We start from the raw sequence: 24,695 nt of genomic DNA, 5'->3' as shown, positions 1-24,695 counted from the left end.
CTGCAGGACATCCCACGGTGTGGATTCTGACGGTGAATAGGTCGGGCGAAACCCTATAGACTGGTGCGCTCAGTCTTTAGGGAGCAAAGCATGATTCAATCCGTTAATTCCAATGGTCGCGGCCAGCAAGGGCCACCCGACCTGACCGAAATACTGAAGAAACTCGGCAATAGTGGCGGTCCGTCGGGCAAGTTCATCATCGGTATCGCGATCGCGATTGCCCTGATCTGGGGTGCGTTCAGCGTGTTCTATACCGTCCAGCCCGAAGAGCGGGCGGTGGTCAAGCGATTCGGCGCGGTCGTCGGCATTACCGACCCGGGCCTTCACTTCAAGATTCCATTCGGCATCGACCAGGTCCAGCGCGTGGCCACCGAGCGGGTCCTCAAGCAGGAATTCGGATTCCGGACCCAGGGTACGCGCCAGGGCGGACGCTCCACATACAGCAGCCAGGACTTCGAGCCCGAATCGCTGATGCTCACCGGCGACCTGAACATGATCGATGTCGAGTGGGTGGTTCAGTACCGCATCGCCGACCCGATCAAGTTCCTCTACCAAATGCGTGAGCCGACGCGCACGCTGCGTGATATTTCCGAATCGGTGATGCGCCGCATCGTCGGCAACATGCTCGGCTCGGAGGTGCTCACCGTCGGTCGCGTCGAGATTCAGCAAAAGGCGCAGGAAGAAATCCAGGAAATCATGGACGGCTACGACGCCGGCATCCGGATCAACACCGTCGAGATGCAGGACGTCGTCCCGCCGCCGGCGGTGCAGCCTGCATTCAACGAGGTCAACGAGGCGCGCCAGGAGCGCGAACGCATGATCAACGAGGCGCAAAAGCGCGTTAACCAGGAAATTCCCAACGCCGAGGGTGCGGCCTTGCGTACCGTGGCTGAAGCCGAGGGCTACGCCACCGAGCGCGTCAACCGGGCCATGGGTGAAAGTGTCCGGTTCACGGCGGTTCTCGACGAATACCTCCAGGCGCCCGAGGTCACTCGCTCCAGGCTGTACCTGGAAACCCTCAACGAAGTACTGCCCAATATCGGCCAGGTGCTGATCGTCCAGGACGGCCAGATATCTCCGCTACCGCTGCTCGACGTCAACCGCAACGCCGCGCCGCGCGCCGGAGGTGAACAATGAAGACTGTCATCATTGCAATTGCCGCGATCATACTGATCGCCGGCGCCAACTTCGTGTTCTACACCGTCGACGAAGCCGAGCAGGCCATCATCGTTCAGTTCGGCGAGCCCATGGGTGACATCATCAGCGAGCCGGGCCTGAAGATGAAACTGCCCTGGCAGAACGTGCGTCGCTTCGACAAGCGGCTGCTGGTGTGGGATGGCGACGTCACCCAGATCCCGACCCTGGGCCGGGAATTCATCCTGGTCGATACCACGGCACGCTGGCGTATCGACGATCCGCTACTGTTTTTGACCAGCGTGCGCGACGAAGCCGGCGCCCGGACCCGGCTCGACGACATCGTCGACTCGGTGGTACGCGACATGGTCTCTTCGACCGAACTCGAGGAAATCGTGCGCTCCAAGGACTGGGAAGTCGATGTCGACGACCTGGCCGACCCGGCCATGGCCGATCGCGGCGACATCAACCTCGAACAGCAGCCCAAGCTCGGCCGCGAACTGCTGGAGACCGAAATACTCGAGCGCGCCCGGGATTCGATGCCCACCCTCGGCATCGTGCTCGACGACGTACGCGTCAAGCGCGTCAACTACATCGATTCGGTGCGCAAGCAGGTCGAGAACCGGATGATCGCCGAGCGCCAGTCGATCGCCGAACGATTCCGCTCCGAGGGCCAGGGCCGGAGCCAGGAGATCCTCGGCAACATGGAGCGCGATCTTCGCCGTATCCGCTCCGAGGCCGAGCGCGAGGCCGAGGAAATCCGGGGCGAAGCCGATGCCGAAGCCACCCAGATCTACGGCGAGGCCTTCGGCGCCGAACCGGAGTTCTATTCCTTCTTCCGCACGCTGGAAAGCTACCGGGCGCTGGGTCCCAACGCCACCATCATGCTCAGCGCCGATTCGGACTTCTTCCGCTACCTGGAAGAGTCACAAGTGCGGTAAACCGGCTGTTGCACCTTCCCCCGAGCCGGGGGAAGGTGGTCCCGGAAAAGCGCGGCGATTCTGTATGCTAAAGACTTATTCCTGACAATGATATCGAGAGGCCGCAATGGCAAAGCACATCTTCGTGATCGGGCTCGACGACTTCAACCTGAAGGAACTGAAGACGGTTCGAGACGCAACAGATTACGAGTTCCACGGCCTCGTCGACTACGACACCATGGTGCTGCCCGAGTCCTACCCGATGGACGAGATCATGGCCGAGGCGCGCCGCACTCTGGACGAGGCACCGGCCGTGGACGCCATCATCGGTCACTGGGATTTCCCTACGACCTCCATGCTGCCGATCCTTCGGCGCGAGCATGACCTGCCGACGCCGACCCTGGAGAGCGTGCTGTATTGCGAGCACAAGTACTGGAACCGTCACGCAAGCTGGGAAGCCTTGCCCGAATGCACGCCGGATTTCCAGGGCCTGGACCCGTTCAGCGACGATCCCGTGGCCGATCTGGACATGGACTATCCCTTCTGGCTCAAGCCCAGCGTCTCATTCTCGTCCTACCTGGGGTTTCGCATCGAGAACGAGGATCAGTACGTCGAGGCCATGCAAACCATCCGGGAAAAGATCTGGATCTTCTCGGAACCGTTCAACAACATCCTGGGGTACTGCGAAAACCGGGAAGCCTTGCCCGATTATGGTGACGGCTCGACCTGCATCGCCGAAGCCATAATCGGCGGCAAGCTTTGTACGCTGGAGGGCTATGTCTACAACGGTGAGACCACGGTCTACGCGATCATCGATTCCCTCAGAACTTCCAACCAGGTCAGTTTTTTCAGTTACCAGTATCCTTCGCAGCTCCCGGAAGGCGTGCAGGAGCGCATGAAACAGCATGCCGACACAATCCTCAAACGCATCGGCCTCGACAACACCCCATTCAACCTGGAATTCTTTTGGGACGAATATCAGGACAAGATCTGGTTGCTGGAAATCAATCCGCGAATTTCCAAATCCCACTGCCCCATCTTCCAGATTGCTACCGGCGCCTCGCACCACGAGGTGGCCATCGATATCGCGCTGGGCAGGAAACCGGAATTTCCCCGACATGAAGGCCGCTACCCGATCGCTGGAAAATTCATGCCTCGCGTCTTCGGCGACACCACGGTTATCCGGACTCCCTCCAAGGAACAGATTGCCGCACTGCAGCGCATCTATCCCGAACTGCTGATAGACATCGCGGTAGAGGAAGGCATGCGGCTGTCCGATCTCAAGGGCCAGGACAGCTACAGCTTCGAAATCGGCGACATCTTCATCGGCGCGGAAAACCCGCAGGAACTGCACGTCAAATTCCGCAACATCATGGACATCCTTGACTTCCGCTTCGAAGACGTACTACCCAACAGCTGGGGCAACATCCTTGTCTAATCGGGCAGTTGATCGTCAAACGAGGTCTCGGTCGATCTTCTTCTCGATATTGTGGGAATGGACGCGCCGATCGCCCTCGTAGCCGTCCAGTTCGGCGCGAAGATAGAAGTGTCCCGCGTCTGACGTGAGTACCGTGCGAGCGCGCACGGTTACTGACCAATCGTCTCGGCAAAGGCGACGCACGTTTTCGGTTTCACCACGGACCGAGTCGTAGTCATTTCCCGAGTGGCTGTACCACTCGACTGTCCGAATCCGCATGTCCAGATCCAGTTCGTCGATACGAACCTCGCCCTCGTCCTTGCGAATCTCGAGTACAGAACGATCCTGCGCCAGGTCGCGCGTTACCGTCCAGGCATAGTCGCGAGGCTGGATCATTGTCGTCGCCGATTCAGCGGCACCCTGCGGCGCGCCGAACAGCTGGCGGTCGTCTTCAGTCTCGTTCGACTCGCGAACGGGCAGATCCAAGTAGCTGCCGGCCGCGTCGATCACCACCCTGGACGGTTCGGGCGCGGGCCAGGCCAGGGGCCAGTACGAGGTAGACACCGAGAGACGGACGCGGTGCCCCGAAAAGAAGCGATGCGCCACTTCGTTCAAGGTCACGCGCACGGTGTAGAACTTGCCGGGCTCCAGCGGCTCCGGATGCTCGTGACTGTTGCGGTGAGTCAGATTCAACAGCCCATAGGTAATACGGGTAGCTTCCTCGTTCTGACGCACCTCGGAAAGCCTTACGGCAAGCATGGCGACGGGACGGTCCGACTTCACGCGAAAAGTGACAACCGGCGAGCCCAGGATTTCCATGGGCGCGGTCAGCGTCTTGCTGTCGAACACCAGTGCGCCGCCGTCCTCCTCGCGCTGGTCGTGCGGCAGATCGGGGGTTGCCGTGAACGAGGCCCATCGTCCGGCGAACAGGCCGACCGACAGCGGCGATTGGAGTTTGAGCTTGCCGCGTCCCCGGCCGCTCTCCGGCCCGCCGATGCGACCGCGACGCAACGGATGCCGCACCGTCCGGACGTGCGGTGAAGGCCAGACGTTCTCACCCACCCAACGGCCGGCGCGCTCGCGCCGCTGGGGGTTCGGAGGCGCGCTGTCCTGCATCCAGGTGCGTAGCATGGGCTCTTGTTCGATGCCGCTTTCGATGTCCTTGAGCCAACGGTCCCACCAGCGCAAGGCTTCCGAAAGAAAATCGATGGCCGGTCCGGGGCGCCCCTGGTGCGGATACTTGTGCCCCCAGGGGCCGATGAGCCCCATGCGCGGCGTGCTCAAGTTTTCCATGAGCCGAAACACCGCATTGGAATAGCCGTCGGCCCAGCCCGAAAGGGCCATGACCGGGACCTGGATCCGATCGTAATTTTCGTTGACCGAACCGTGTCGCCAGTAATCATCGCGGCGCTGGTGGGCCAGCCATGCCTCCAGCCAGTAGCCGCTGCCTTCCATGCGTTCGTGCCAATGGCGCCGCCAATCCTTCTGCAGAAGCGGATCCGGAGGCAGTGCGTTGTGGCTATACATCGTGGAGGCCCAGGACAGGTTGTCCGCCAGCAGGCAGCCGCCCATGTAATGGATGTCGTCGGTATAGCGATCGTCCGTGGAACAGGCCGTGATGATAGCCTTGAGCGGCTCCGGCTGGCGCTCGGCGATCTGCAGTCCGTTGAAACCGCCCCAGGAGATGCCGATCATGCCGACCCGGCCGCTGCACCAGGACTGTCTCGCCAGCCAGTGGATGATGGCTTCACCGTCATCGAGCTCCTGGGCCAGGTACTCGTCGGTGAGCAGCCCCTCCGAATCCCCGCTGCCGCGAATATCGACGCGTACACAGGCATAGCCGTGACCGGCGAACCAAGCGTGCATGACATCGTCACGGAGTCGGGTGAAATCCCGCTTTCGGTAGGGGATATATTCAAGAATGGCCGGAACGGGCTCGTCTTCGGCCGAGCGCGGAATCCACGCCCTGGCGGCAAGCTGGACGCCGTCCGGCATGGGGATCCAGAGATTCTCGATCTTCCGGACACGGTGCGGAAATCGCTTCACCGTCTTCATCGACAACCTCCGGCCATTGCGGCACTCAAAGCGCCATAGTACCAGCCAGAACGGATATGGAGCCGCCCTTCCTGACCGCATCCCCATGACGGAAACCGTCCGGATCTTGACCTGGATTAGTGCTTTCCTCAGCAAGCCCGGTTATTGTGTTCATGTTGGTCAGGCAGGTTGATTGCAACCATCGCCTTACATGCCGCTTTGTGGAGAACGGATCCATGGTCAGACGGGCTTCGCTGATAGACATCGACCGGATCAAGGAAAACCTGGTTTCGCTCATCCGGGTCCCTTCGCTGACCGGCGCAGAAGACAACATCGTCTCGCATATCGCCAACTGGCTTCAACAGTTCGACGCCGAAATCGACTACTGGAACGACGGCATTGCCTCCCTCCAGCGCGATCCACGATACCCGGGTCACGAGGTCGAAAGGGCCTGGGCACCGTTGGTCGTGGGCGTGCTGCGCGGTGATCAGCCCGGCCCGTCGATCCTGCTGACCGGTCACGTCGATGTGGTGCCGCCGGGCGATTACGACCGCTGGAGCGACGAACCGTTTTCCGGGGTCAGCCGTGGCGACCGCATCTACGGCTGCGGTTCTTCCGACATGAAATCCGGACTGGCTGCAGCCATGGCCGTATTCGAGGCCTTTGCCGAAAGTGGACGCAATTTCCCGGGCCGAATCATCTTCGCGGCAGTGCCGGCCGAAGAGGACAGCGGCCTGGGAACCCTGGCGGCCATCCGCGGCGGCTGGGATGCGCACGCCGCCATCATCCCCGAGCCAACCACCGGCGCGAGCGGCGTGCCGGAACTGGTGATTGCCCATGCGGGCGCCATGTCGCTGAAGGTGCAAGTGCCCGGTCGTTCAGCCCATGCCAGTAAGCGCCAGATGGGCGAGAGCGCGCTCGATCATTTCCTGACCATCTACAAGGCCATGCGCGAGGACGAGCGCCGAATCAACGAAAAGGAAACCCACCCCCTGATGCGCCTCCATCCGCTGCCTTACGCCACCAATGTGGGCACCATTAACGGGGGACTGTGGTCGTCGAGCGTGATGGACTCGCTCGAGGCCCAGGTGCGCGTCGGCGTATCGCTCGAAGAAACCATCGATCAGGCCGAAGAGCGGTTTCGAAGCACGATCGAGGAATTCATTCGTGACGATCCCTGGCTAAGCGAGAATCCGCCGAAGATTCAGCGCCTGGCCTCCGGATTCGGTTCGGCGATGACCAGGGAAGACCACCCGCTGGTGACCGCCCTCGGTGAAGCAGCCGAGGAAGAGTTCCGGAAGAACCCCACCATCGCGGCCGCACCCTACGGCTGCGACATGTCGGGCTGGGTCCGGCTGGCCGGCGTTCCCACGGTTATCTATGGGCCAGGAGAAATCGAGCTGGCGCACGCACCGAACGAGTCCGTCTCACTCGAGGCGACCTACCGGGTAGCGCGCACACTGGTCAAGGCGACCGAGCGGCTGCTGGAAATCCCGGTCGACGAATTGCGACCATCCAAAGAGTATCCGCGGGAGGCAACCCGCAACGAGCGTCATTCAGCCAGTTAAACAGCGATAACCGGCAGTTCTTGATGGATCGGAACAACACCAGACGGCGCTGACGACAAAATCGAGCAAGCGGAAACCACAAAGGCAACCAACCATGGCAACGTATCCCCTGAACTACCAACCCTTGTCGTCATCGTGCTGGGTGACTTCGATGATCAACGGCATTCTCTGCCTGTATCCGGGCAAGCGCGTGTCCTACTTGGCCTACAACGTGCTTCATAACCTGCTCGGCGAAGATGGCGTCTTCTATTACACGAACAAGCAAGTGCGTGAATATGAGGCAATCGTATCGGCCGTCGGCGTATGCACCGGCCTGGATATCAGCTACGTCAACGGCAAGGACGTCCCGGATGCCATCAAGAAACTGGATTATCAGAACCAGGTTGCCGTGTGCGACATCAAGGCCGGGGCTCACTCCATTCTCATAAACGGCTATCAGGACGGCGTCTTTGAGGCCTTCGACCCGTACTGGGAACACGTGGAGAAGAATGAAGTCATCGAGGACAAGTACGAAACCTACCCTCCCTACATGGAAGGTACCAACAACACGGTGAATGTGCTTATCCGCGATAAGCACCTTTTTGCGCAGCGACATCTCTTACCATTCCAGATGGGATCGCTGAAATATCGTTTCGCCACGATACTAACCCGGCATAAAGACAGCGCCTGAGCAACAACAGGAAGTCTCCTTCCCCTTTAAATTGGGATCGTGTTGACCCGGAGGCATCATGACCAGTAAAAAGCAAACCAGCATCCCGACGGGCCGCGGAGGCGGCCCCGTGAAGGTCGCCGTCCTCCTGCCCGATCCGCGGCTTCCGTATGCCTTTGCGCCGGGCGGCTGGCTCGGCGAAGCCGACATCGAAGCCGCGCGTTGCGTGGAAGAAGCCCTGATCAGTCTGGAGGGGTATGACGTCACCATCCTGGATGACCATCCGCGCATGATCGATCAGCTCCGGGCCGGGGTATTCGACATCGCCCTCAATTTCTGCGATACGGGTTTCCACAACGAGGATTTCATCAGCAACGTACCATCGCTGTGCGAGATCCTGCGCGTACCGGTCACGGGATCCTCGGCAGTGGCCATCGACACCTGCGGCGACAAGTTCCTGGTCTCCGCCCTGGCCGATCGCATGGGCATACCGGTTCCCCGGGAATACCTTGTGGATCTGACCACACGACCTTTTCGGCTGCCCGATGATTACCCGGTACTCATCAAGCCCAATGTAGGCGGCGGGAGCTATGGCGTGACTCGAAACTGTGTGGTCTACGACGAGAAGGAGGCGCAGGAATACCTCGACTGGATGGCCGAAAATATCTCACCCCCCGAAGCCGTGGTGCAGGAATTCCTGACCGGTCGCGAGCTCACGGTATCGGTCATCGGCAATCCAGAAACCAGTCTGGAAATACTGCCGCCCGCAGAGATCGACTACTCAGGACTGGACGCTGACCTGCCGCCGATTTTCACTTACGGCGCCAAATTCGACCCGGAGTCACGCTATTACGTGCAGCTTGAGCATTTCCGGAGCGAACTCGATGCAGACAGCCTCGAATGGATTAGCCGCACTTGCAAGCTTTTGTTCGAGCGCCTGCGATGCCGCGATTACGCGCGAATCGATTTTCGTGCCGGCAAGGACGGTCGGCTGCGACTGCTCGATCCCAACCCCAATCCGACCTGGCATCACGACGGTCGGCTGGCCAAATCGGCCGAATGGGCTGGCTACAGCTACGCCGACTTGCTGCGAAAGATTCTGGAGGCCGGGTTGTCGAGGTATCGCTAGGCGGAGTTCGGGATCAGCATTGCCCTCAGCGTGCCTCAGGCAGTCGCGTGACTACGGCGGCGAGACCGGTCAAAGCGAGCGCCCGCAAGCGGATTCCGTCCAGATCGCCTCGCAAGTCGCGGCAACCTTGATCCGAGCGGATAGAATGGCGGCTCGATGAATCCAACCGCGCCATCAACCGATGGCGCCATTACGAAGCTCACCTGGAACCACTTCTGCGAGGGCTCGGATCCACGCCCCTGGACGAGCCGCCCCGAGGCTGAACCCTCAGCTCTGCCGGGCACAGTCGTGGGCGTTGGTTCTCCTCGCTTCAGGTCTTCTTGCGGGCTTTGAACCCGGCCTTGCGTTCGGCACGCGTTCGGGCCGGACGCTTTAGCCTGGGCTTGTCCGGCTCATCCGGTTTCTTCCCTGTGCCCTTCTCGCCCTCATCTCGCGGTTTCTTCTTGTCAGAAGTCTTGTCCTTGCCTTTCTGCCATGGCTTGTTGAACGATCGCCCCGGACTCGAAGGACGACGACCCGGCCCACCGGGACGTGGTGAAGACTGGCCGGGCGTACCGTCATCCTTTCTGATCAAAAGAGGCTGGCTGGCAACACGCACACCGCGAAGGTGCTCGAGAGTCTCCGCGGCCAGGTTGGCGGGAAGATCGACAGTGCTGAAATTCTGCTGGATGTTGATCCGTCCGATCTGGCTGGCGTCCAGCCCGGCCTCGTTGGCGATGGCGCCGACGATATTGCCGGGCTTTGCCCCGTGGCTAGCACCGACCTCGATGCGATAGCTGACCAGGTCTGCGTCGCGGGCCGAGCCTGACTTGGCATCACGGCGAGAAGGCGCACCCTGCCCACGCTGATCCCTTGGTCTTCTTCCTGCCTCCGGACTCTGCTCTGCAGCGGTGGGTAGCACACTGTCGTCACCCAGCCTGCGAGATTGGCCACGGGCAATCAGCGCGAGCGCGGCGGCGAGATCTTCGATGGAGGTATCCAGTACCTCAAGCGTCTGCTGCACGGTCTCTCTTCCTGAATCCAGTTCGTCGCTTTCCAGCGCGGCCTTGATCCTCGCCTGGAAGCGCACCAGGCGCTGGGCGTTGACATCGCCGACGGTCGGCAGCGTCATGGACTCGATCGGCTGGCGCGTCGCGCGCTCGATTGCGCGAAGCATGCCGCGCTCGCGCGGTGCAACGAACAGGATCGCCTCGCCGGACCGGCCCGCCCGGCCCGTGCGCCCGATCCGGTGCACGTAGGCTTCCGTATCGTGCGGAATGTCGTAGTTGACGACATGGCTGATGCGATCGACATCGAGACCACGTGCGGCAACATCGGTGGCTGTCAGGATGTCAATCTCACCGCGCTTCAGGCGTTCAACGATCTGCTCGCGCTGTTTCTGCGGCACGTCGCCGTTCAATGCGGCCGCCGAGAACCCGCGCGCTTCCAGGCGCTGGGCGAGCTGTTCCGTTGCAATACGGGTGCGGGCAAAGACGATCATGGCGTCGAATTCCTCGACCTCCAGGATCCGCGTCAGGGCATCGAGCTTGTGCAGGCCGCTGACCACCCAGTAACGCTGCCGGGTATTGGCGGCTGTCGTGGTCTTCGAGCGGATCGTGATGTGCTCGGCCTCGCTCATGTGGCGCTCGGCGATTCGCCGGATCGCATCCGGCATGGTCGCCGAGAAAAGCGCTTTCTGGCAGGTCTCGGGGATTCGCTCCATGACGTCGCGCACGTCATCGATGAAACCCATGCGCAGCATTTCATCGGCCTCGTCGAGCACCAGGGTCTGGAGCTGGTCGATCTTGAGCGTACCCTTGCCCAGATGGTCGATGATGCGGCCCGGCGTGCCGACGACCACGTCAGGCCCGCGCTTGAGCCCGTTCAGCTGCGGTGCATAGGCCTGGCCGCCGTAGATCGGCAGCACGTGGAACCCCCGCAATCCGCTGGCGTAGGTTTGAAAGGCTTCGGCCACCTGGATGGCCAGCTCGCGGGTGGGCGCGAGCACCAGCGCGGCCGGGCGAGCTTCACCGGGCTTCAACCGGGCCAGGATGGGCAGCGCAAACGCAGCCGTCTTACCGGTGCCGGTCTGGGCCTGACCGAGCACGTCGCGCCCGGCCAGCAGCGCCGGAATCGTTGCGGCCTGGATTGGCGACGGCGCTTCGTAACCCAGGTCCCGCAGCGTGGCAAGAAGTTCGGCGGGGAGACCCAGGGCATCGAAGCCGGGATCGGAGTCTTTTGAATCGGACATGTTTCAGAGCCAGAGCAGAATACTCAATGATACCGCCCAAGCCGACCCCATCGCCCACTAGAGCGGAATCCGGCTTTTAGTTAGCAAAACGAACCCAAACCCAACAGGCTGCTAAGCATCCTCGTCGTTAAACGCTGCAAGGTGGAATTCCGCGGCTTCCTGGACCTCCCGGACGCCGGGCTCCATGAGTTTCGGGACATCGCCGCCTGCGAGCACTTCCAGCACGGCATGGACACCGTGCGAGAGGGAAGTGAGGTTATAGCCGCCTTCCAGAACGAAAGCCAGTCGCCCCTGGCAGTGCTTGTCGGCAATATCCTGCACGATGCGCGTGATCACCTTGAACCCATCGTAGGTCAGGTTCAGCGCCATGTCGTTGCGGTGCGGATCGAACCCGGCTGAAACAAGCACGAGCTCGGGCTCGAAGTAGTCCGCCGCCGGGACGAGAATGTCGCGAAACACCTTCTCGAAGGCAATATCACCGGCGGCTTCCGGAAGCGGCACATTGACGGTGTAGCCCTCTCCCAGGCCATCTCCCGTTTCCTCCAGGTGCCCCGAACCGGGATAGAACGGCGCAGCGCAGTGCGTGTCGAAGAAAAGCACATCCGGGTCTGCCCAGAAAATGTCCTGGGTGCCATTGCCATGGTGGGCATCCCAGTCGATGATCAGCACGCGCTCCAATCCCAGCTTTGCCTGGGCATGCGCGGCAGCCACGGCGACGTTGTTGAGCAGGCAAAAGCCGCGCGCGCGCACCGGCTCGGCGTGATGACCGGGTGGCCGAATGAGCGCAAACGCACTGTCTGACTCGCCCCTTACAACGCTTTCCACGGCCGCAATCGCATTACCGGCGGCTGCGGTAGCGGCATCAATACTGGCGGGAGAGACGGCCGTTGTATCCCTGTCAAGCCAGGCGCGTTGACCCGCCAGCGAAAAAATATGATCCAGGTAGGAGGTTGTATGAACCCGTGCGAGCTGGTCATAGCTTGCAGGACTGGCGCCGGTACGAATCTGCACGCCCTCAATGGGATGATTATCCAGGTGCGCCTTGATTTCGGACAGGCGTCCCGGGTGCTCGGGATAACTCCACTTGAAATCCAGCCCCTCGAGGACGCTTCTGACGCGTTTTTCCACCCGGCTGGGCATGAAGGGGAGCTCTACCTCGGGGTTGTGCTCCAGCATGATTTCATCGAAAAACACGTTAACGCTGCGATCGCCGATCATGTGACTCTCCCACTTCCCAAAAATCGTAGTTTCAGCGTCCTGACTGCAAGGAGACACCTCGCCGTCATGGTTAAATCACTTTGCTGAAAAGTTGCCAAAGCATCGTTACTCAAGGGCAGATTTGACGCTCGAAGTGTACGCCGCGGCGCAAACACCGGTTGTCTTGAACCCCATCTTGGTCCAGACCGCCTTGGCTTGCTTGTTGGTTACCGAGTATTCAAGCACCAGCTCATGCGCATTGTGACTTTCGGCAAACGCCACCAGCCGCTTAAGCAAAGCCCGGAATACGCCGAAACTCCGAAACTCGGGCTCGACCCATACGTCATCGATAACGCCCGTTCGATACTCGACCGGTTCTGCTTGCTCCCAGATGCCTTGACTGCGATAGACATAGACATACCCCATCCCGACAAGGCCGACCTCGGGGCTATCTGCTACAAACAAACGCTTGTTCTCGTCGTCCAGGGCCGAGCGCAGCGCCTCCATAAGGCGATGATGTTCGCCTTTCTTGAGCGTCTGCGGCCCGTCGCCTGCAACATGGAGCGCGAGCTTGACGAGGAACTCCACGAGCACCGGCAGGTCCGCCTCGGTCGCCTCCCGGATCTCAAAGGATCGTTTTTTCGGTCTTTTTCCCGTCATGAATGTCCAAAATCTCCGCTAGTGACGCTAACATCTCGCGAGGCATAGAAATCCTCGACTGCGCGATTGACTTCATCCGGTCTTTCGGCCGTGGTCATATGCCCGCTGCCCTCGATCATCACCAGCTTCGAGCCGTCGATTCGAGCCTGCATGTTCCGCGCACGAGCCGGTGGGGTGGCGCGATCCCGGTCGGCGGCGATGATCAGCGTCGGCGTCTCGATCTGGTGGATGCGCTCCAGGATCGATTTTCGCGATACCACGCCGCGCACCGCCCGGGTGACACCGATACGGTCGTTGGCCGTCACCATCGCCAGCCATCGCTCGCGTTCCTCCTGGCAAGTCGGGTCCTGGATGAAACGCTCAGAAAACAGGAGCGGCAGGATCTTCGGGGCCACTTTCTCCAGCCCCAGAAACCGTGCAGCCAGATTCAGAAGCGCAAAGCGCGGGCGCTCGCGCATTGGTTCAGGTTCCGCCGAGGTATTCATCAGCACGAGTGACCGCAGCAGCTCGGGGTGCTTCAACGCAACCCGCTGCGCCACCATCCCGCCCATCGAGAAACCCAGCAGGTGAACCGGGCCGCAGTCAAGATGCTCGATCAAGGCGACGACGTCGTCTGCCAGTGTGTCCAGGTCGTATCCCGCACGCGTGACTTCACTATCACCCTGCCCGCGAAAGTCCATGCGAACGCAGCGAAAGTGGGGCTGGAGCGCCGCGACCTGGGCATCGAACATGCGGTGGGAAAACAGCAGGCCGTGGAGGAGGACAAGGGTTTCGGCGCCGCTGCCGGATTCGATGATATTGAGGCGGGAGTTGTTCAGAGAATATTTCGGCATGCGATGCTCTTTGCGCGCGCTTGGCTTAGGATGCCCTCTGATGATAAGCCAGCGTGACCGGAATCGGCCATGGAACAGCTCGAAATACTCGCAATACTGACCGCCGCCATTGCCGCTGCCCACTGGCTCGGCAACAAACCCGGCGGTCGCATCGTCGGCGGCGCACTGCTGGTCATCATCCTCGTCGCCGCGTTGGCAAACCTGGGCGTGGTGCCACTGGCCAGCGACGACGTACCGGTCTACAACCAGCTGCTGGGGGTAGCTGCGCCGGTATCCATCTTCCTGCTGCTGCTCAATGCCCGACTTGCACCGCTGATGCGGGCCGGTGGCCCGATGCTGGCGATGTTCACATTCGCCGCCATAGGAACCATCGCGGGCGTGTTGGTCGCGGGCTGGCTGCTTGGCGCATCGACATGGATGGGCGACTGGTACGGTCCGCTCTCGGGGATGTTCGCGGCGACCTACATCGGCGGTGGCGCCAACTTCAATGCTCTGGCGCTGCACTTTGATTTCATGGAAAGCGGCAATCTCTATGCCGCCGCCGTGGTTGCCGACCACGTGCTGACCGTGGTCTGGATCGCCGTGCTGCTGATCTTCCCGCGGCTGGTCGGCCGCATTCTGCCCAAGCGCGACGTCTTCGACCAGGATCGAGCGCCGGCTCAGACAGCAAACCCAGTTTCTCCCAGGAACGACCGCGAAGCGATCCCCGCACCCTCTGATGACGAACGGCCGGCGCTGGGTGACCTGGTGATGCTGGGCGCACTGGGGCTGGTCGCGTTCGTGGTTTCCGAGCAGTTGGCGGCCTGGCTGGCTGCAATGACCGGAATCAACGTGCCGGCCATCCTGATCCTGACCACCCTTGCCCTTATCCTGGCCCAGACCAGGCCGGTTGCCCGCCTGAAGGGCGCGGAAATGCTGGGCATGTACGGCGCCTACCTGTTCCTGGCCGCGCTGGCGGCCTACTGCGAGGTTGCCGCATTGCGCGAGACCGGCAAGATCGGTCTGCTGTTGATGGCATTCGTGACCATCCTGATTGTCGTGCACGGCGCATTCGTCGTGCTGGCCGGTAAATTCACTCGGCAGTCGCCCGAAGTGGTCGCCGTGGCCTCGGCCACAACCGTCGGCGGCTCGACGGTGGTCCTGCCGCTGGTCGAGCGGTTCCGGCGCCCGGATCTGCTGTTGCCGGGCGTCGTACTCGGTTCTCTGGGCAACCTGCTGGGCACCTACATCGGCTTTATGCTGGTCTACACCCTCCAGCTGTAAGGGGATTGCACATCCGTGGCGTACCTGGTCATTCCCCTGGCACCCGGGCAGTGCCGGGAAGGACGACCGGGTCATAGACACGCTGGTCCCAATCATTCGGTGCCAGGTCCGATACACGCTCCAGCCGCACTTCGATCCGTGACTGGTCGGGGAAGTGAATGATGACCACGCCGTGCCGATCGAGCGGACCCTGCGCCAGGAATCGGCGGATCTCGCGAACCCGCGGGTCGTTCGGATCCGCGGATGAACAGCTTTCGTCTCCGTCGATCCAGCACTGCAGGCGATGAACCAGCGAATCCCGATTGCGCCCCGCCGAACCGTCTTCGGGCCCGACCAGATCGGTGGCGGACGAAACCTGATCCCCAAGCCCGAAATCGGCTATCCGGACCTTGTCCCCCGGCAACGGGACCGATTGCTGCGCCGTCAATTGCTGAGCGACCAGAAGAGAGCACCACGAGCCGATGGAGAGGACAAAAAGGGTCTTGATCAAACGAGCCATGTTCGGGCTCCCTTCAGGATGGGACGTGCGATTAACGCTAGCGGCGTTTTCTAGAGTGCCCGCTCTAGAACCGCCCACGCCGCTGCAAACCGAATTGCGTACACTAGGCCCCTCGCGTCGCCGTGGGTCGTGTGCCTGACAACCAGTGCTCAAGAAATTCATTCTCAATCACCGCCGACAGATGGCTGCCGGCGAGGACCAGGGCCGGACCAGTGAGCGCGTGCGCCAGTGGTTGCGACGCTCTGGCTGCCTGGCCTTCAGGCGCGAGCCCATCGCGCGCGGCATCGGCATCGGCCTTTTTGTCGGGCTGACCCCGACAGTCGGGTTGCAGACCGTGATGATGCTGGCCGGCAGCCTGCTGGTACGCGGTAATTTTCCGGCCGCGTACGCAATCTCCTGGGTCAGCAACCCGTTCACCCTGCCGCCGATGGTCTACGCCTACCATGAGTTGGGAAAATGGCTGTTCGGGTCCTGGGCGCAGGCCTTGTTCAAAGGCTCGGATGCAGTCGACAACGCGTTAATTGCGGTAATGAGCACGGTCCTGGGTACACTCCTGATCGCCATTCCCATCGCACTGCTCGGCTACTTCGCCTCACTGGGCATATCGGAGGTCTGGCACCGCCGCCGCCACCGGGCCCGGGAGAAACGCCGCCAGGCAGCCCGCCGAGAGCGCAAATCCTGAGCCGCGGAGAAACAAACCTACCGAGGAATGTTCCGAACGAACGTGGTACTGGCAGGCCAGGCCCACCAGGCATTCCCGTCAGCTTTTGCTGAGCGCAAAACTCAGCAGCCACCGATTGCCGCGTTCTATCTTCGAGACCTGGTGCTGGTAAACATCGGGCCGGAACAGAATGAATCGCCCGAACAGGTTGAAGATGTTCTTCTCGCAGATGAACTCACCGCCCAACTTCGGCTTGACCACGACCCAGTTGAATTTGTACAGCTTGCCTTCGGACACCATGTCCACGTGGGGCACGATCCTGTGGCCCGTCGAATAGCGCACCAGGTAGATGTTCAGGTAGCTGGAACGGAACAGAATCCGGGTTTTGACTTTGTCTTTCATCGCGTACCTATTCGCGAGTCGGGGCGTCATTCTTGCCTTATCAGAAATCACAGCCGGTCGGCTCTCGCGCAGTTCTCCAGGCTGTTGAAGATCATTGTGACAAAAATAGCGCGCACAATCAGCGTAAACAGGGCAAAGAGCACCATGGTCGGCGATTTCAGCCTTCTGTCAGTGTCCCTTGAAGATCGCATCGCGCCGCTCCAGGAAGGAGCGAATGCCTTCCTTGACGTCTTCACTTTCCATGACCGGGCGCAAGTCCGGGAACAACCGCTTCTTGGCCGCGTCATGGCCGTGCAGCCTGGCCAGACGGGATGATTTCAGGCTCGCCTGGACGCCCAGGGGCGCGGCCTTCGCCACCTTGCCCGCCAGCTCCAGGGCGCGATCGAACTGCTGCCCGGGTTCGACCAGCTCCTGCACCATGCCCCACTCATACGCCTGGCGGGCTGTCCACTCATCGCCAGTGAGCAGGTAGCGCTGGGCATTGGCCCAGCCGATTTCCTCCTGCAGGCGAATGGTGGCCCCACCGCAGGCGAAGATGCCGCGTTTGACTTCGAGCTGGGCATAGCGCGTATCGTGGGCCGCCACCCGGATGTCGGTATTGAGCATCATCTCAACCCCGCAGGTAAAGCAGATGCCCTGGGTCGCATAGACAACCGGCTTGGTCAGCGGCTCACCGGACACAAAGAACGGGTCAATCTCGCCCTCGCCGAGTTCCAGGCCCTTGCCTCGGGCAAATACGTCGGCCCAGTCGTCCAGCTCCAAGCCCGAAGTGAAATGGTCGCCCTCTGCATAAAACAGCCCGACCCGAAGATCATCATCGCGGTTGAGACGCCCATAGGCGGCGGCGATGAGGTGATACATCTCGCGGTTCATGGCGTTCATCTTTTCCGGCCGGTTCAGGCCGATGAACAGAATATGATCGCGCGCTTCGATATTGACCAGTGACATGCGTTTATCCTCACGTGTGCCGCATTCAGAACCATTCATCCTTCATCGCAAGACAGGTGTCGTCCATACGCTCGAGAATCTCGAGGTCGCGGCCGACAACCGGCAGTTCCCAGCGGAAGAAATAGCGTGCCGCCTGCATCTTGCCGAGGTAGAAATTGCGATCGGCCTGTCCGATTTCGTCATCGAGCCGGGCGGCGGCAACATTGGCCTGCCGGAGCCACATCCAGGCCACCATGACATGGCCGAACAGATGCAGATAGGCCGAGGCGTTGGCCAGGGCATCATCCGGCCCCTCCTTGCCCAGCGCCTGGCCGAGCCTGCGCGTTACGGTACCGACCCTGTCGAGGGTTTCACCGAGTGACTGCGCCCATTGCTGGCATTGCGTGTCGGCGGCCTCCTTCATGTCGGCCTGAATCGCGCCCAATAGCAGCTCGAGCCCTTTTTCCTGCCAGACCTTTCGACCTAGCAAATCCAGGGCCTGGATACCGTTGGTGCCTTCGTGGATGGGATTGAGACGATTGTCGCGCCAGCACTGCTCGACCGGGTACTCGCGGGTGTAGCCGGCACCCCCGTAGACCTGGATGGCCAGGTCATTGGCCCGGGTGCCGTATTCGGATGGCCAGGCCTTGATGACCGGCGTGAGCAGGTCGAGAAGCTGCCGGGCCCGTTCGCGTTCCTCGCGTTCCGGATGGGTCTGGCTGTCGTCGACCAGCCTCGCGCCGTATAGGCACAAAGCCAGCGCTCCTTCCACCCAGGCCTTCTGTGCCAAAAGCATCCGGCGGACATCGGCGTGCTCGATGATGGCCACCGGCGGACTGGCCGGATCCTTGTTCGCGGGCGGCCGGCCCTGGAGCCGTTCCCGCGCGTAGTCGAGGCTGTGAAGGTAACCGCGATAGCCGATAGCCGCTGCACCGAAACCGACACCCAGGCGGGCCTCGTTCATCATCTGGAACATGTATTTCAGTCCCTGGTGCGGCTCACCCACCAGGTAACCGTGGCAGGGCGCGTCATCGCCGAAACTCAGGGCGGTGGATGTGGTTCCGCGGTAACCAATCTTGTGGATCAGCCCGGCCAGCGAAATGCCATTCCGGTCGGCCGGATTGCCCTCGGCATCCAGGCGGTACTTGGGCACGATGAACATGGAAATGCCCTTCACGCCGGCGGGTGCGCCTTTTATCCGGGCCAGCACCAGGTGAATGATGTTGTCGGCCAGCTCGTGTTCGCCGCCTGAGATGTAGAGCTTGGCGCCCCGGATCAGGTAATGGTCGTTCTCAGTGGGCGTGGCCGAAGTGGTCAGATCGGCCAGTGACGAACCGGCCTGGGGTTCGGTCAGCGCCATGGTGCCGGTAAACTGGCCCTCGAGCATGGGCGGCAGGTAAGTCGAGCGCTGCTGCTCCGACCCGAACAATCGGATCACGTTGGCCGCCGCCATGGTCAGGAAGGGATAGCCGGCGGTGCCGGGATTGGCGGCAACGAAGAAGCCGTTGCAGGCGGTCATGACGCTCTCGGGCAGCTGCATGCCGCCGAGCGCCTCGTCATAGCGCCCGGCGATGAAACCGGCGTCGGCATAGGCGTCGATCGCTTCCTTGACCTCGGGCCGCATCTCGACGCGCCCGTCGACAAAGCGCGGCTCCTCGCGGTCGGCCAGCGCGTTATGCGGGGCGAATTTTTCCCGGGCGATGCGATCGGCCGACTCGATCACCGCGTCGAAGGTGTCGCGGTCGTGCTCGAGAAAACGTTCCCGCTCGCACAGCCCAGCCGTATCCAGCACCTCGTAGAGCTGGAATTCGAGATCCCGCCGATCGAGCAGCGCTTCGGTCATGAACCATCTCCCTTTTCAAACAAAAAATCCGGAAAACCCACGATTTGCAGGAAAATTTCTGCGGTCAGTAGCGACACGTTCAGAATTGCACGGTGCCTAGAATAACGCCATCGTTGCCTGGTGGCCCATCGGGGGATTCAGACTTCGATGCCTCTTCAGAATCCGACCCCGCCGAACCACCGCCTTCTGACCCAAACCCTTTAACGGCGTGTTTTCACCGAGTCATTTAGCATGCGGGGCATGACTGATATTCATGCCACAACAAGCCCCCGCCATCCGAGTGTCTCACCGCTGCATCCAGCGCATGTCGAAGCCGTGGAGAAAGCCGGCGGGAAGATCAACCCGCTCAATCCCATCGGCGCCGAAGTGCACGGCATCGATCTTTCGGCCGAACAACCGCCCTCGCCCGAGGCGCTGGCGGCGCTGGAAAAGGAGATGGCCAGTCGCGGCTTTCTCGTCTTCAAGAGCACCCGGCAGCTGGAAATCGAGGACTTCCTCCGCGCCAGCGCATGGTGGGGCGGCCGGGAACTGCACAGCACGCATGGGGTACATCCGGCGACACCTGGCGGCAATCCGCACATCTTCCGCCTGTCGAACGATCCACGCCACGGCATACCGGGCGTCGGGCCGCAGTGGCACAACGACGGGAGCTTCAACACGACCACTTTCTCGCACGCGGGGTATCACATCATCCGCCCGGCCGAAAAAGGCGGCGGCACGTATTTCGCGCACCAGGGCGCCGCCTACGACGCGCTACCGCCGGAGCGGCAGGCATTCTGGGATCGCCTGTCGTCGGTCAATTCCGCGTCCGGGGTCGTTCACCCCGCCGTTCATGAGCATCCCGTGACCGGGCGCAAGAGCCTGTGGCTGCATCTGGGCATGACCGGCGCCGTGATCGAAAAACTTCCGGACGAGGACGGCTTTCGCCTGCTCGATGTCGATGAACTGACCCAGCTCTGCCGCGAATACAACGACATCCTCAACGCGGGCCTCGAAAACGGCTACGCCATCGCCTACGAATATGCAGAGAACGACTGCATCTTTATCGACAACTTGGCCGTCGCCCATCGGGCCTCTCCCGAGGCACACCTGCCGCCCGAGAAGCAGGGATTGCGGATCATGCACCGCAGCACCGTCCGCGGCGTCGGTGAATTTACGCCGCATTTCGACCTGCCCGCCCGCGTCAATATTCGCGGCCCCAACCCGTTCGACGGTGGCGTCTGGCACGCAGGCGGCATCGGCTTTCGCTGGGATGCCAGCATTCCGATGCAGAACTGAGGTCTTACCAGGTGCCGGTATTGGGCATCGACGCCCAGGGTTCTTTCGGCGACAGATGATCGCCTTCCTGCAACAACTCGATCGAGTGACCGTCCGGGGAACGCACGAAGGCCATATGACCGTCTCGGGGCGGGCGGTTGATGGTCACGCCAGCGTCCATGAGCTTCTGGCAGACCGCGTAGATGTCGTCGACGCGATACGCCAGATGGCCGAAATTCCGGCCGCCGTCCAGTTCTTCCGGATCCCAGTTCCAGGTCAGCTCGAGCATCGGTGACTTTTCGGTCTCGGCGCGCCCGACATCGTTGGGTGCGGCCAGGAAAATCAGCGTGAATCGCCCCTCTTCGCTTTCCTTGCGCATGACCTCGACGAGCCCGAGCTGATTGCAGAAGAATTCCAGGGAAGCATCCGGATCACTGATACGGAGCATGGTGTGGAGATAGCGCATCGTCGCCTTCCGTTCGAGTGAGATGCCTATTTTGCATCATCCGCTGCCAGGACGACCAATCAGGTACGCTGCGGCTACAGACTCGCGGCCCGCAAAGTCAGTCCAGCGTCTGCGTGCAAATCGACTGCGGCGCCGAGTCCACCCCGAGGTGCAAAGGATAGGTCGGACCGGTCCGTACATCCCTTCTGATGACGCAGGTCAATTTTTCCTTCACTTTCACGACGAAGTGATTGACAGGCCCCTCGGATGAGCGTAAACCTGTACTTGACGCGGAAGCCTTACACGGGTGAAGCGGTGCTAGAGAGCTCGATCCACCGAGATCTGGCGACGGAAAGTGAAGACTCTTGAAGTTGAAGCATTTTGTCGTACATCAGGACCTCAGCGCTAGCGCTCCAATCTCAAATTATTCGCGGACAAACCCCGGTTCCAGAAAACCGGGGTTTTGTTATGGGCATGATTTATTACTGCGCCGTATAGCCGCCGTCGATTATCAACTCGGTACCCGTAACGAATTTGGATTCGTCCGAAGCCAGATAGACGACACCCCAGGCGATGTCATCCGGCTCACCGACGTGACCGATCGGATGCTTGCTGTCGAGCAACTGCCGAAAGGCTTCTACGCCCTCTGGATGCTGCTTGCCGAGATTCTCGACCAGTGGCGTCCAGATATAGGCCGGGTGAATTGAATTGACTCGGATATTCTCGCGAGCATAGAGCAGCGCATCATTCTTGGCCATGAGGCGAACTGCGCCTTTTGATGCGTGGTAGGGCGGCAGGTCAGCAGCGCCAATGAGGCCATAGATCGATGACAGATTGATGATACTGCCGCTGCCGGCGGTCCTCATGTATCCGATGGCGTGCTTGGTGCACAGGAATACCCCCGTCACATTGACATCGAATAGCGCTTCCCATTCTTCGCGAGAGATCTCGTCGGTCGGCTTGTTGACGCCGGCGATTCCCGCATTATTGACCACCACATGAATTCCACCGAATCGCTCTGCGATCTCGGCATAAGCGTTCCGAACGGCATCTTCATCGGTCGTGTCGACATGCCAGAAACCGGACTGGCCACCTGCCGCGGTGATCTCGGACACAACGGCCCGTCCCGCTTCATCATCGATGTCCAGAATGGCAACCGAAGCGCCTTCCTCCGCCAGACGGAGGGCCGCGGCGCGACCAATCCCGAGCCCGCCGCCAGTCACTATGGCCACCTTGCCTTGTACTCTGTTCATGAGCGCTTCTCCTGCACTGCTTGTCATCCTCGTTTTGTATCACTTCCGGGCCACGAGGCGATTGACGTCAGGCAAGATTCGAGCGATGAGCAGAAAAACACGCCTCTGGCAGGCCAGTTCCACTGAATTCAGTCTCCCAACGGACCGATACCGACCTGTTACAGCCGAGAAAATTGGGGGTGTCCTGGTAGCAAGCGCTACAGGCTCGACGCGGTGCGTTCCCGAACCTCGACAAGCAGGGAACGTATATCCTCGAACCCGGTGGATTCATGATTGTTGTAGCGCCTGAGGGCGGAGCCGAACGGTCCATCGTCGGCGAGCCATTCGAACGCCGTGTACGCCACATCGTACGCGGCGGCGTAGCTGCCCACCGGGGCTCCGCCGATCTGCCGGGCCGGCGCTCAGGCCGGCGACGAAAAGCTGCTCAGGCATCCCGGAGTAGCCATGACGTTATGGCGCCCCAAGGCAAAGCGCCCGGCTGCACCACCTGAGGGAGAAGATGCGACGCCGTTCAACCCGCTCCGGCGTCGTAGAGGAAGGGACAAATGAACGAAGCCAGCGCAGGCTTACCCGTTTCCAGGGCTCTGGGTGTCGACCTGGTCAAGTGGACGGCACCGGCCGTCTTGTCGCTGTTGATGGCCCAACCGCTCCTCATCCTCGCCCGGCGACCAGCCGTTCACCGCTTGCTCGGTTTTATGCCTCTTTGCTACTCGCCCCGCTGGTCGTGTGCGCTTTCGTGCTGACGGCGGACTGCTCGGTTTGATCTGGTTGCTCGGGATGATCAAGCGCAAGGACCGGCTGGTGCACGCACGCCTCATGGCTGCCACCGGCCTGACCTTCGTGGATCCCGTGCTCGCCCGGCTATTGCCCGATATCTCTGGGATGAACAACCAGTTTGTTACCTTTGCCGTGGTGGACATCATCCTGGTCGGCAGGATCTGACTGGAACGCGACGCACGCCAGGGCCGATGGGTGTTTCCGACCGTGCTGGGCCTGTTCGTGCTCATCCAGCTTCCGATCTACCTCGGGCTTACTAATACGGGTGCCTGGAACACGTTCGCGTGTTGGTATCTGAGCCTATCCATCACTTGAATCGAAGCGCTGAGTTACTGGGGCGCGAGTCGCGGAGACGCTCTGCGCTATAGCAGCGGGCCTACCAGTTGCCGATGCTTGGCATCGATGTTCAGGGTTCTTTCGGCACCAGATGGCCGTAATTCCCGCCGCCATCCAGTTTCTCCGGGGCTCAGATCCAGGGCCAGCTCGATCATCGGTGAATTTCCGTTGCTGCGCGCTCCACGCAGACGGTCAGCTGCACGCGAGAAGCATCTTGAGTGTCCTAAAGCTTTCTCTCCGCGGGTGCCTTGGACCTCCACGTACTGTTTTTTCGCGGACAAGGTCGATTGCCCTCACTCCCATTTCCGGCTTCACTACGTGAGCTATGTCGCATTTTGCAAAGTTTTGTCGTATTTTAAAGAAACCGGGCTTCAGGCTAGGCAGGCGTGTGCGGTCGCAAGCGCCGTGGCCGCTGGCCGGAATTGTTGCCGCAACAATACATAGGGAGATTCCAATGCACGCCAAGTTAAACCTTTTTTGTCTGCTCAGCGCCGCCATGGTGCTGGCAAGTAACCCGTTTGTGCCAGCTACAGCCCAGACAGAAACGCCTGACGGCATCTGCTGCGCGGAACCAAGTTCCAGTCCGCAAAGCGACCGTCAGGCCCCAGCCCGGGGAAGCACCAACCCCGGAGACGTGGTGCTGGATTTCGAAGGCCTGGAGAACCTGGAACCCGTCGAGGAGTTCTACAACGGCGGCCTCGGAGGCAACGGCAGCGGCCCGGGACCCGATTTCGGCATTACCTTCTCCGACAACGCCCAGGCCATCATTGACTCCGACGCGGGAGGCACCGGGAATTTCGGCGGGGAGCCAAGCCCCGACACCATCTTGTTCTTCCTGAGCGGCTCCGCAGCCACTATGAACGTTTCGGATGGCTTTACCAATGGCTTCTCGTTCTTTTACAGCGCCATAAACCAGCCCGGCGAGATCATCGTCTACGATGGTCTGGATGGCACCGGCAACGTCCTGGCAACGCTCGACCTGCCGGTGACACCAACGAACGGCGACCCGGATCCCACGGGACAATTCAGCCCGCTGGTATCTACCGGGGTTAACTTTTCCGGAACTGCCCGGTCGGTGGATTTCGGCGGCACTATCGACCAGATCGGATTCGACAATATCACCCTCGGCAGCAGCGTGCCGGGCGGTGCAGCACCGCCGACTCCAGAATTCCGGTCTGTTCCCGTCGGCGGCCTAACATGGGTCATCCTCTTGACGTTGAGCTTGATGGTTGCAGGAGTTGTCGTGCTGCGTGGGTAAGCC

General features: G+C 61.1%; 23 protein-coding genes. 11 read left to right on the top strand and 12 right to left on the bottom strand.

Features of this window, described 5'->3' with window-relative positions:
- The first annotated feature begins 90 nt into the window (after positions 1-90).
- The 3 genes from hflK to ACDC66_RS08275 all read left to right on the top strand — a co-directional run bounded on the left by hflK (position 91) and on the right by ACDC66_RS08275 (position 3,492).
- Entirely contained in the window at positions 91-1,137 is a 1,047-nt protein-coding gene (gene hflK, locus ACDC66_RS08285) for an FtsH protease activity modulator HflK (protein ID WP_376696235.1), read from the top strand.
- Positions 1,134-2,075 (top strand): protease modulator HflC, encoded by a 942-nt coding sequence (gene hflC, locus ACDC66_RS08280; protein ID WP_376696234.1) that lies wholly within the window; start codon positions 1,134-1,136, stop codon positions 2,073-2,075. Before hflK ends, hflC begins: the two co-directional genes overlap by 4 nt.
- 106 nt (positions 2,076-2,181) lie before the next feature.
- Positions 2,182-3,492: an ATP-grasp domain-containing protein gene (locus ACDC66_RS08275; protein ID WP_376696233.1), complete on the top strand. Its 1,311-nt coding sequence runs from the start codon at positions 2,182-2,184 to the stop codon at positions 3,490-3,492.
- Between the two features lie 15 nt (positions 3,493-3,507).
- On the opposite strand, the gene ACDC66_RS08270 is transcribed toward ACDC66_RS08275, so the two are convergent.
- A complete protein-coding gene (locus ACDC66_RS08270; protein ID WP_376696232.1) occupies positions 3,508-5,526 on the bottom strand; it encodes a CocE/NonD family hydrolase in 2,019 nt (672 codons plus the stop codon).
- 215 nt (positions 5,527-5,741) lie between these two features.
- Here ACDC66_RS08270 and ACDC66_RS08265 point away from each other — a divergent pair, with 215 nt between their 5' ends.
- From ACDC66_RS08265 to ACDC66_RS08255, 3 genes are all read left to right on the top strand, one after another.
- The gene (locus tag ACDC66_RS08265; protein WP_376696231.1) at positions 5,742-7,073 is read left to right on the top strand and encodes an ArgE/DapE family deacylase; all 1,332 of its coding nucleotides are present in this window, start codon (positions 5,742-5,744) and stop codon (positions 7,071-7,073) included.
- A 151-nt stretch (positions 7,074-7,224) separates the two neighbouring features.
- Positions 7,225-7,743 (top strand): hypothetical protein, encoded by a 519-nt coding sequence (locus ACDC66_RS08260; RefSeq protein ID WP_376696230.1) that lies wholly within the window; start codon positions 7,225-7,227, stop codon positions 7,741-7,743.
- Between the two features lie 58 nt (positions 7,744-7,801).
- Complete coding sequence (locus ACDC66_RS08255; protein ID WP_376696229.1) at positions 7,802-8,851, top strand: D-alanine--D-alanine ligase family protein; 1,050 nt, start codon at positions 7,802-7,804, stop codon at positions 8,849-8,851.
- 310 nt (positions 8,852-9,161) lie between these two features.
- On the opposite strand, the gene ACDC66_RS08250 is transcribed toward ACDC66_RS08255, so the two are convergent.
- The 4 genes from ACDC66_RS08250 to ACDC66_RS08235 all read right to left on the bottom strand — a co-directional run bounded on the left by ACDC66_RS08250 (position 9,162) and on the right by ACDC66_RS08235 (position 13,771).
- Entirely contained in the window at positions 9,162-11,081 is a 1,920-nt protein-coding gene (locus ACDC66_RS08250; protein WP_376696228.1) for a DEAD/DEAH box helicase, read from the bottom strand.
- Positions 11,082-11,192: 111 nt separating this feature from the next.
- On the bottom strand, positions 11,193-12,299 hold the full coding sequence (locus ACDC66_RS08245) for a histone deacetylase family protein (protein WP_376696227.1): 1,107 nt from the start codon (positions 12,297-12,299) through the stop codon (positions 11,193-11,195).
- Between the two features lie 105 nt (positions 12,300-12,404).
- On the bottom strand, positions 12,405-12,938 hold the full coding sequence (locus tag ACDC66_RS08240) for a GNAT family N-acetyltransferase (protein ID WP_376696226.1): 534 nt from the start codon (positions 12,936-12,938) through the stop codon (positions 12,405-12,407).
- Positions 12,935-13,771 carry an alpha/beta fold hydrolase gene (locus ACDC66_RS08235; RefSeq protein WP_376696225.1) on the bottom strand — a complete coding sequence of 279 codons (837 nt, stop codon included), beginning with the start codon at positions 13,769-13,771 and terminating at the stop codon, positions 12,935-12,937. The genes ACDC66_RS08240 and ACDC66_RS08235 overlap by 4 nt, the downstream gene beginning before the upstream one ends.
- Positions 13,772-13,840: 69 nt before the next feature.
- Between ACDC66_RS08235 and ACDC66_RS08230 the strand changes: the two genes are divergently transcribed.
- Positions 13,841-15,034, top strand: coding sequence for a DUF819 family protein (locus tag ACDC66_RS08230; RefSeq protein ID WP_376696224.1), 1,194 nt, complete (start codon positions 13,841-13,843; stop codon positions 15,032-15,034).
- A 28-nt stretch (positions 15,035-15,062) separates the two neighbouring features.
- Here the strand turns inward: ACDC66_RS08230 and ACDC66_RS08225 are convergent, their stop codons facing one another.
- On the bottom strand, positions 15,063-15,533 hold the full coding sequence (locus tag ACDC66_RS08225; RefSeq protein ID WP_376696223.1) for a hypothetical protein: 471 nt from the start codon (positions 15,531-15,533) through the stop codon (positions 15,063-15,065).
- A gap of 145 nt (positions 15,534-15,678) precedes the next feature.
- On the opposite strand from ACDC66_RS08225, the gene ACDC66_RS08220 reads away from it, so the two are divergent.
- A complete protein-coding gene (locus ACDC66_RS08220; RefSeq protein ID WP_376696222.1) occupies positions 15,679-16,215 on the top strand; it encodes a DUF2062 domain-containing protein in 537 nt (178 codons plus the stop codon).
- 78 nt (positions 16,216-16,293) lie between these two features.
- Here ACDC66_RS08220 and ACDC66_RS08215 read toward each other — a convergent pair whose 3' ends face one another.
- The 3 genes from ACDC66_RS08215 to ACDC66_RS08205 all read right to left on the bottom strand — a co-directional run bounded on the left by ACDC66_RS08215 (position 16,294) and on the right by ACDC66_RS08205 (position 19,366).
- The gene (locus ACDC66_RS08215) at positions 16,294-16,596 is read right to left on the bottom strand and encodes a 2OG-Fe(II) oxygenase family protein (protein ID WP_376696221.1); all 303 of its coding nucleotides are present in this window, start codon (positions 16,594-16,596) and stop codon (positions 16,294-16,296) included.
- Positions 16,597-16,764: 168 nt separating this feature from the next.
- Positions 16,765-17,544, bottom strand: a complete 780-nt coding sequence (locus ACDC66_RS08210; RefSeq protein ID WP_376696220.1) for a crotonase/enoyl-CoA hydratase family protein — start codon at positions 17,542-17,544, stop codon at positions 16,765-16,767.
- 25 nt (positions 17,545-17,569) lie between these two features.
- Positions 17,570-19,366, bottom strand: coding sequence for an acyl-CoA dehydrogenase (locus ACDC66_RS08205; RefSeq protein WP_376696219.1), 1,797 nt, complete (start codon positions 19,364-19,366; stop codon positions 17,570-17,572).
- Between the two features lie 240 nt (positions 19,367-19,606).
- Here ACDC66_RS08205 and ACDC66_RS08200 point away from each other — a divergent pair, with 240 nt between their 5' ends.
- Positions 19,607-20,644, top strand: coding sequence for a TauD/TfdA dioxygenase family protein (locus ACDC66_RS08200; RefSeq protein WP_376696218.1), 1,038 nt, complete (start codon positions 19,607-19,609; stop codon positions 20,642-20,644).
- A 4-nt stretch (positions 20,645-20,648) separates the two neighbouring features.
- On the opposite strand, the gene ACDC66_RS08195 is transcribed toward ACDC66_RS08200, so the two are convergent.
- From ACDC66_RS08195 to ACDC66_RS08185, 3 genes are all read right to left on the bottom strand, one after another.
- Positions 20,649-21,089 carry a VOC family protein gene (locus ACDC66_RS08195; RefSeq protein ID WP_376696217.1) on the bottom strand — a complete coding sequence of 147 codons (441 nt, stop codon included), beginning with the start codon at positions 21,087-21,089 and terminating at the stop codon, positions 20,649-20,651.
- A 461-nt stretch (positions 21,090-21,550) separates the two neighbouring features.
- Positions 21,551-22,348: an SDR family NAD(P)-dependent oxidoreductase gene (locus tag ACDC66_RS08190; RefSeq protein WP_376696216.1), complete on the bottom strand. Its 798-nt coding sequence runs from the start codon at positions 22,346-22,348 to the stop codon at positions 21,551-21,553.
- A gap of 170 nt (positions 22,349-22,518) precedes the next feature.
- Positions 22,519-22,692, bottom strand: coding sequence for a hypothetical protein (locus ACDC66_RS08185; protein WP_376696215.1), 174 nt, complete (start codon positions 22,690-22,692; stop codon positions 22,519-22,521).
- 355 nt (positions 22,693-23,047) lie between these two features.
- Between ACDC66_RS08185 and ACDC66_RS08180 the strand changes: the two genes are divergently transcribed.
- Positions 23,048-23,263 (top strand): hypothetical protein, encoded by a 216-nt coding sequence (locus ACDC66_RS08180; RefSeq protein WP_376696214.1) that lies wholly within the window; start codon positions 23,048-23,050, stop codon positions 23,261-23,263.
- 625 nt (positions 23,264-23,888) lie between these two features.
- The gene (locus tag ACDC66_RS08175) at positions 23,889-24,692 is read left to right on the top strand and encodes a hypothetical protein (RefSeq protein WP_376696213.1); all 804 of its coding nucleotides are present in this window, start codon (positions 23,889-23,891) and stop codon (positions 24,690-24,692) included.
- The last annotated feature ends 3 nt before the right edge of the window (positions 24,693-24,695 follow it).

It is taken from the genome of Wenzhouxiangella psychrophila (assembly GCF_042310375.1).
Classification (GTDB): domain Bacteria; phylum Pseudomonadota; class Gammaproteobacteria; order Xanthomonadales; family Wenzhouxiangellaceae; genus Wenzhouxiangella.
Note: the sequence above shows the minus strand (reverse complement) of the source record. Positions and strands in the feature narration are given on the sequence as shown.

What these genes read in the sequence shown, in the direction of transcription:
- hflK (WP_376696235.1), top strand. Translation starts at nt 91, where the DNA reads ATGATTCAATCCGTTAATTCCAATGGTCGCGGCCAGCAAGGGCCACCC.
- hflC (WP_376696234.1), top strand. Translation starts at nt 1,134, where the DNA reads ATGAAGACTGTCATCATTGCAATTGCCGCGATCATACTGATCGCCGGC.
- ACDC66_RS08275 (WP_376696233.1), top strand. Translation starts at nt 2,182, where the DNA reads ATGGCAAAGCACATCTTCGTGATCGGGCTCGACGACTTCAACCTGAAG.
- ACDC66_RS08270 (WP_376696232.1), bottom strand. Translation starts at nt 5,526, where the DNA reads ATGAAGACGGTGAAGCGATTTCCGCACCGTGTCCGGAAGATCGAGAAT.
- ACDC66_RS08265 (WP_376696231.1), top strand. Translation starts at nt 5,742, where the DNA reads ATGGTCAGACGGGCTTCGCTGATAGACATCGACCGGATCAAGGAAAAC.
- ACDC66_RS08260 (WP_376696230.1), top strand. Translation starts at nt 7,225, where the DNA reads ATGATCAACGGCATTCTCTGCCTGTATCCGGGCAAGCGCGTGTCCTAC.
- ACDC66_RS08255 (WP_376696229.1), top strand. Translation starts at nt 7,802, where the DNA reads ATGACCAGTAAAAAGCAAACCAGCATCCCGACGGGCCGCGGAGGCGGC.
- ACDC66_RS08250 (WP_376696228.1), bottom strand. Translation starts at nt 11,081, where the DNA reads ATGTCCGATTCAAAAGACTCCGATCCCGGCTTCGATGCCCTGGGTCTC.
- ACDC66_RS08245 (WP_376696227.1), bottom strand. Translation starts at nt 12,299, where the DNA reads ATGATCGGCGATCGCAGCGTTAACGTGTTTTTCGATGAAATCATGCTG.
- ACDC66_RS08240 (WP_376696226.1), bottom strand. Translation starts at nt 12,938, where the DNA reads ATGACGGGAAAAAGACCGAAAAAACGATCCTTTGAGATCCGGGAGGCG.
- ACDC66_RS08235 (WP_376696225.1), bottom strand. Translation starts at nt 13,771, where the DNA reads ATGCCGAAATATTCTCTGAACAACTCCCGCCTCAATATCATCGAATCC.
- ACDC66_RS08230 (WP_376696224.1), top strand. Translation starts at nt 13,841, where the DNA reads ATGGAACAGCTCGAAATACTCGCAATACTGACCGCCGCCATTGCCGCT.
- ACDC66_RS08225 (WP_376696223.1), bottom strand. Translation starts at nt 15,533, where the DNA reads ATGGCTCGTTTGATCAAGACCCTTTTTGTCCTCTCCATCGGCTCGTGG.
- ACDC66_RS08215 (WP_376696221.1), bottom strand. Translation starts at nt 16,596, where the DNA reads ATGAAAGACAAAGTCAAAACCCGGATTCTGTTCCGTTCCAGCTACCTG.
- ACDC66_RS08210 (WP_376696220.1), bottom strand. Translation starts at nt 17,544, where the DNA reads ATGTCACTGGTCAATATCGAAGCGCGCGATCATATTCTGTTCATCGGC.
- ACDC66_RS08205 (WP_376696219.1), bottom strand. Translation starts at nt 19,366, where the DNA reads ATGACCGAAGCGCTGCTCGATCGGCGGGATCTCGAATTCCAGCTCTAC.
- ACDC66_RS08200 (WP_376696218.1), top strand. Translation starts at nt 19,607, where the DNA reads ATGACTGATATTCATGCCACAACAAGCCCCCGCCATCCGAGTGTCTCA.
- ACDC66_RS08195 (WP_376696217.1), bottom strand. Translation starts at nt 21,089, where the DNA reads ATGCGCTATCTCCACACCATGCTCCGTATCAGTGATCCGGATGCTTCC.
- ACDC66_RS08190 (WP_376696216.1), bottom strand. Translation starts at nt 22,348, where the DNA reads ATGACAAGCAGTGCAGGAGAAGCGCTCATGAACAGAGTACAAGGCAAG.
- ACDC66_RS08175 (WP_376696213.1), top strand. Translation starts at nt 23,889, where the DNA reads ATGCACGCCAAGTTAAACCTTTTTTGTCTGCTCAGCGCCGCCATGGTG.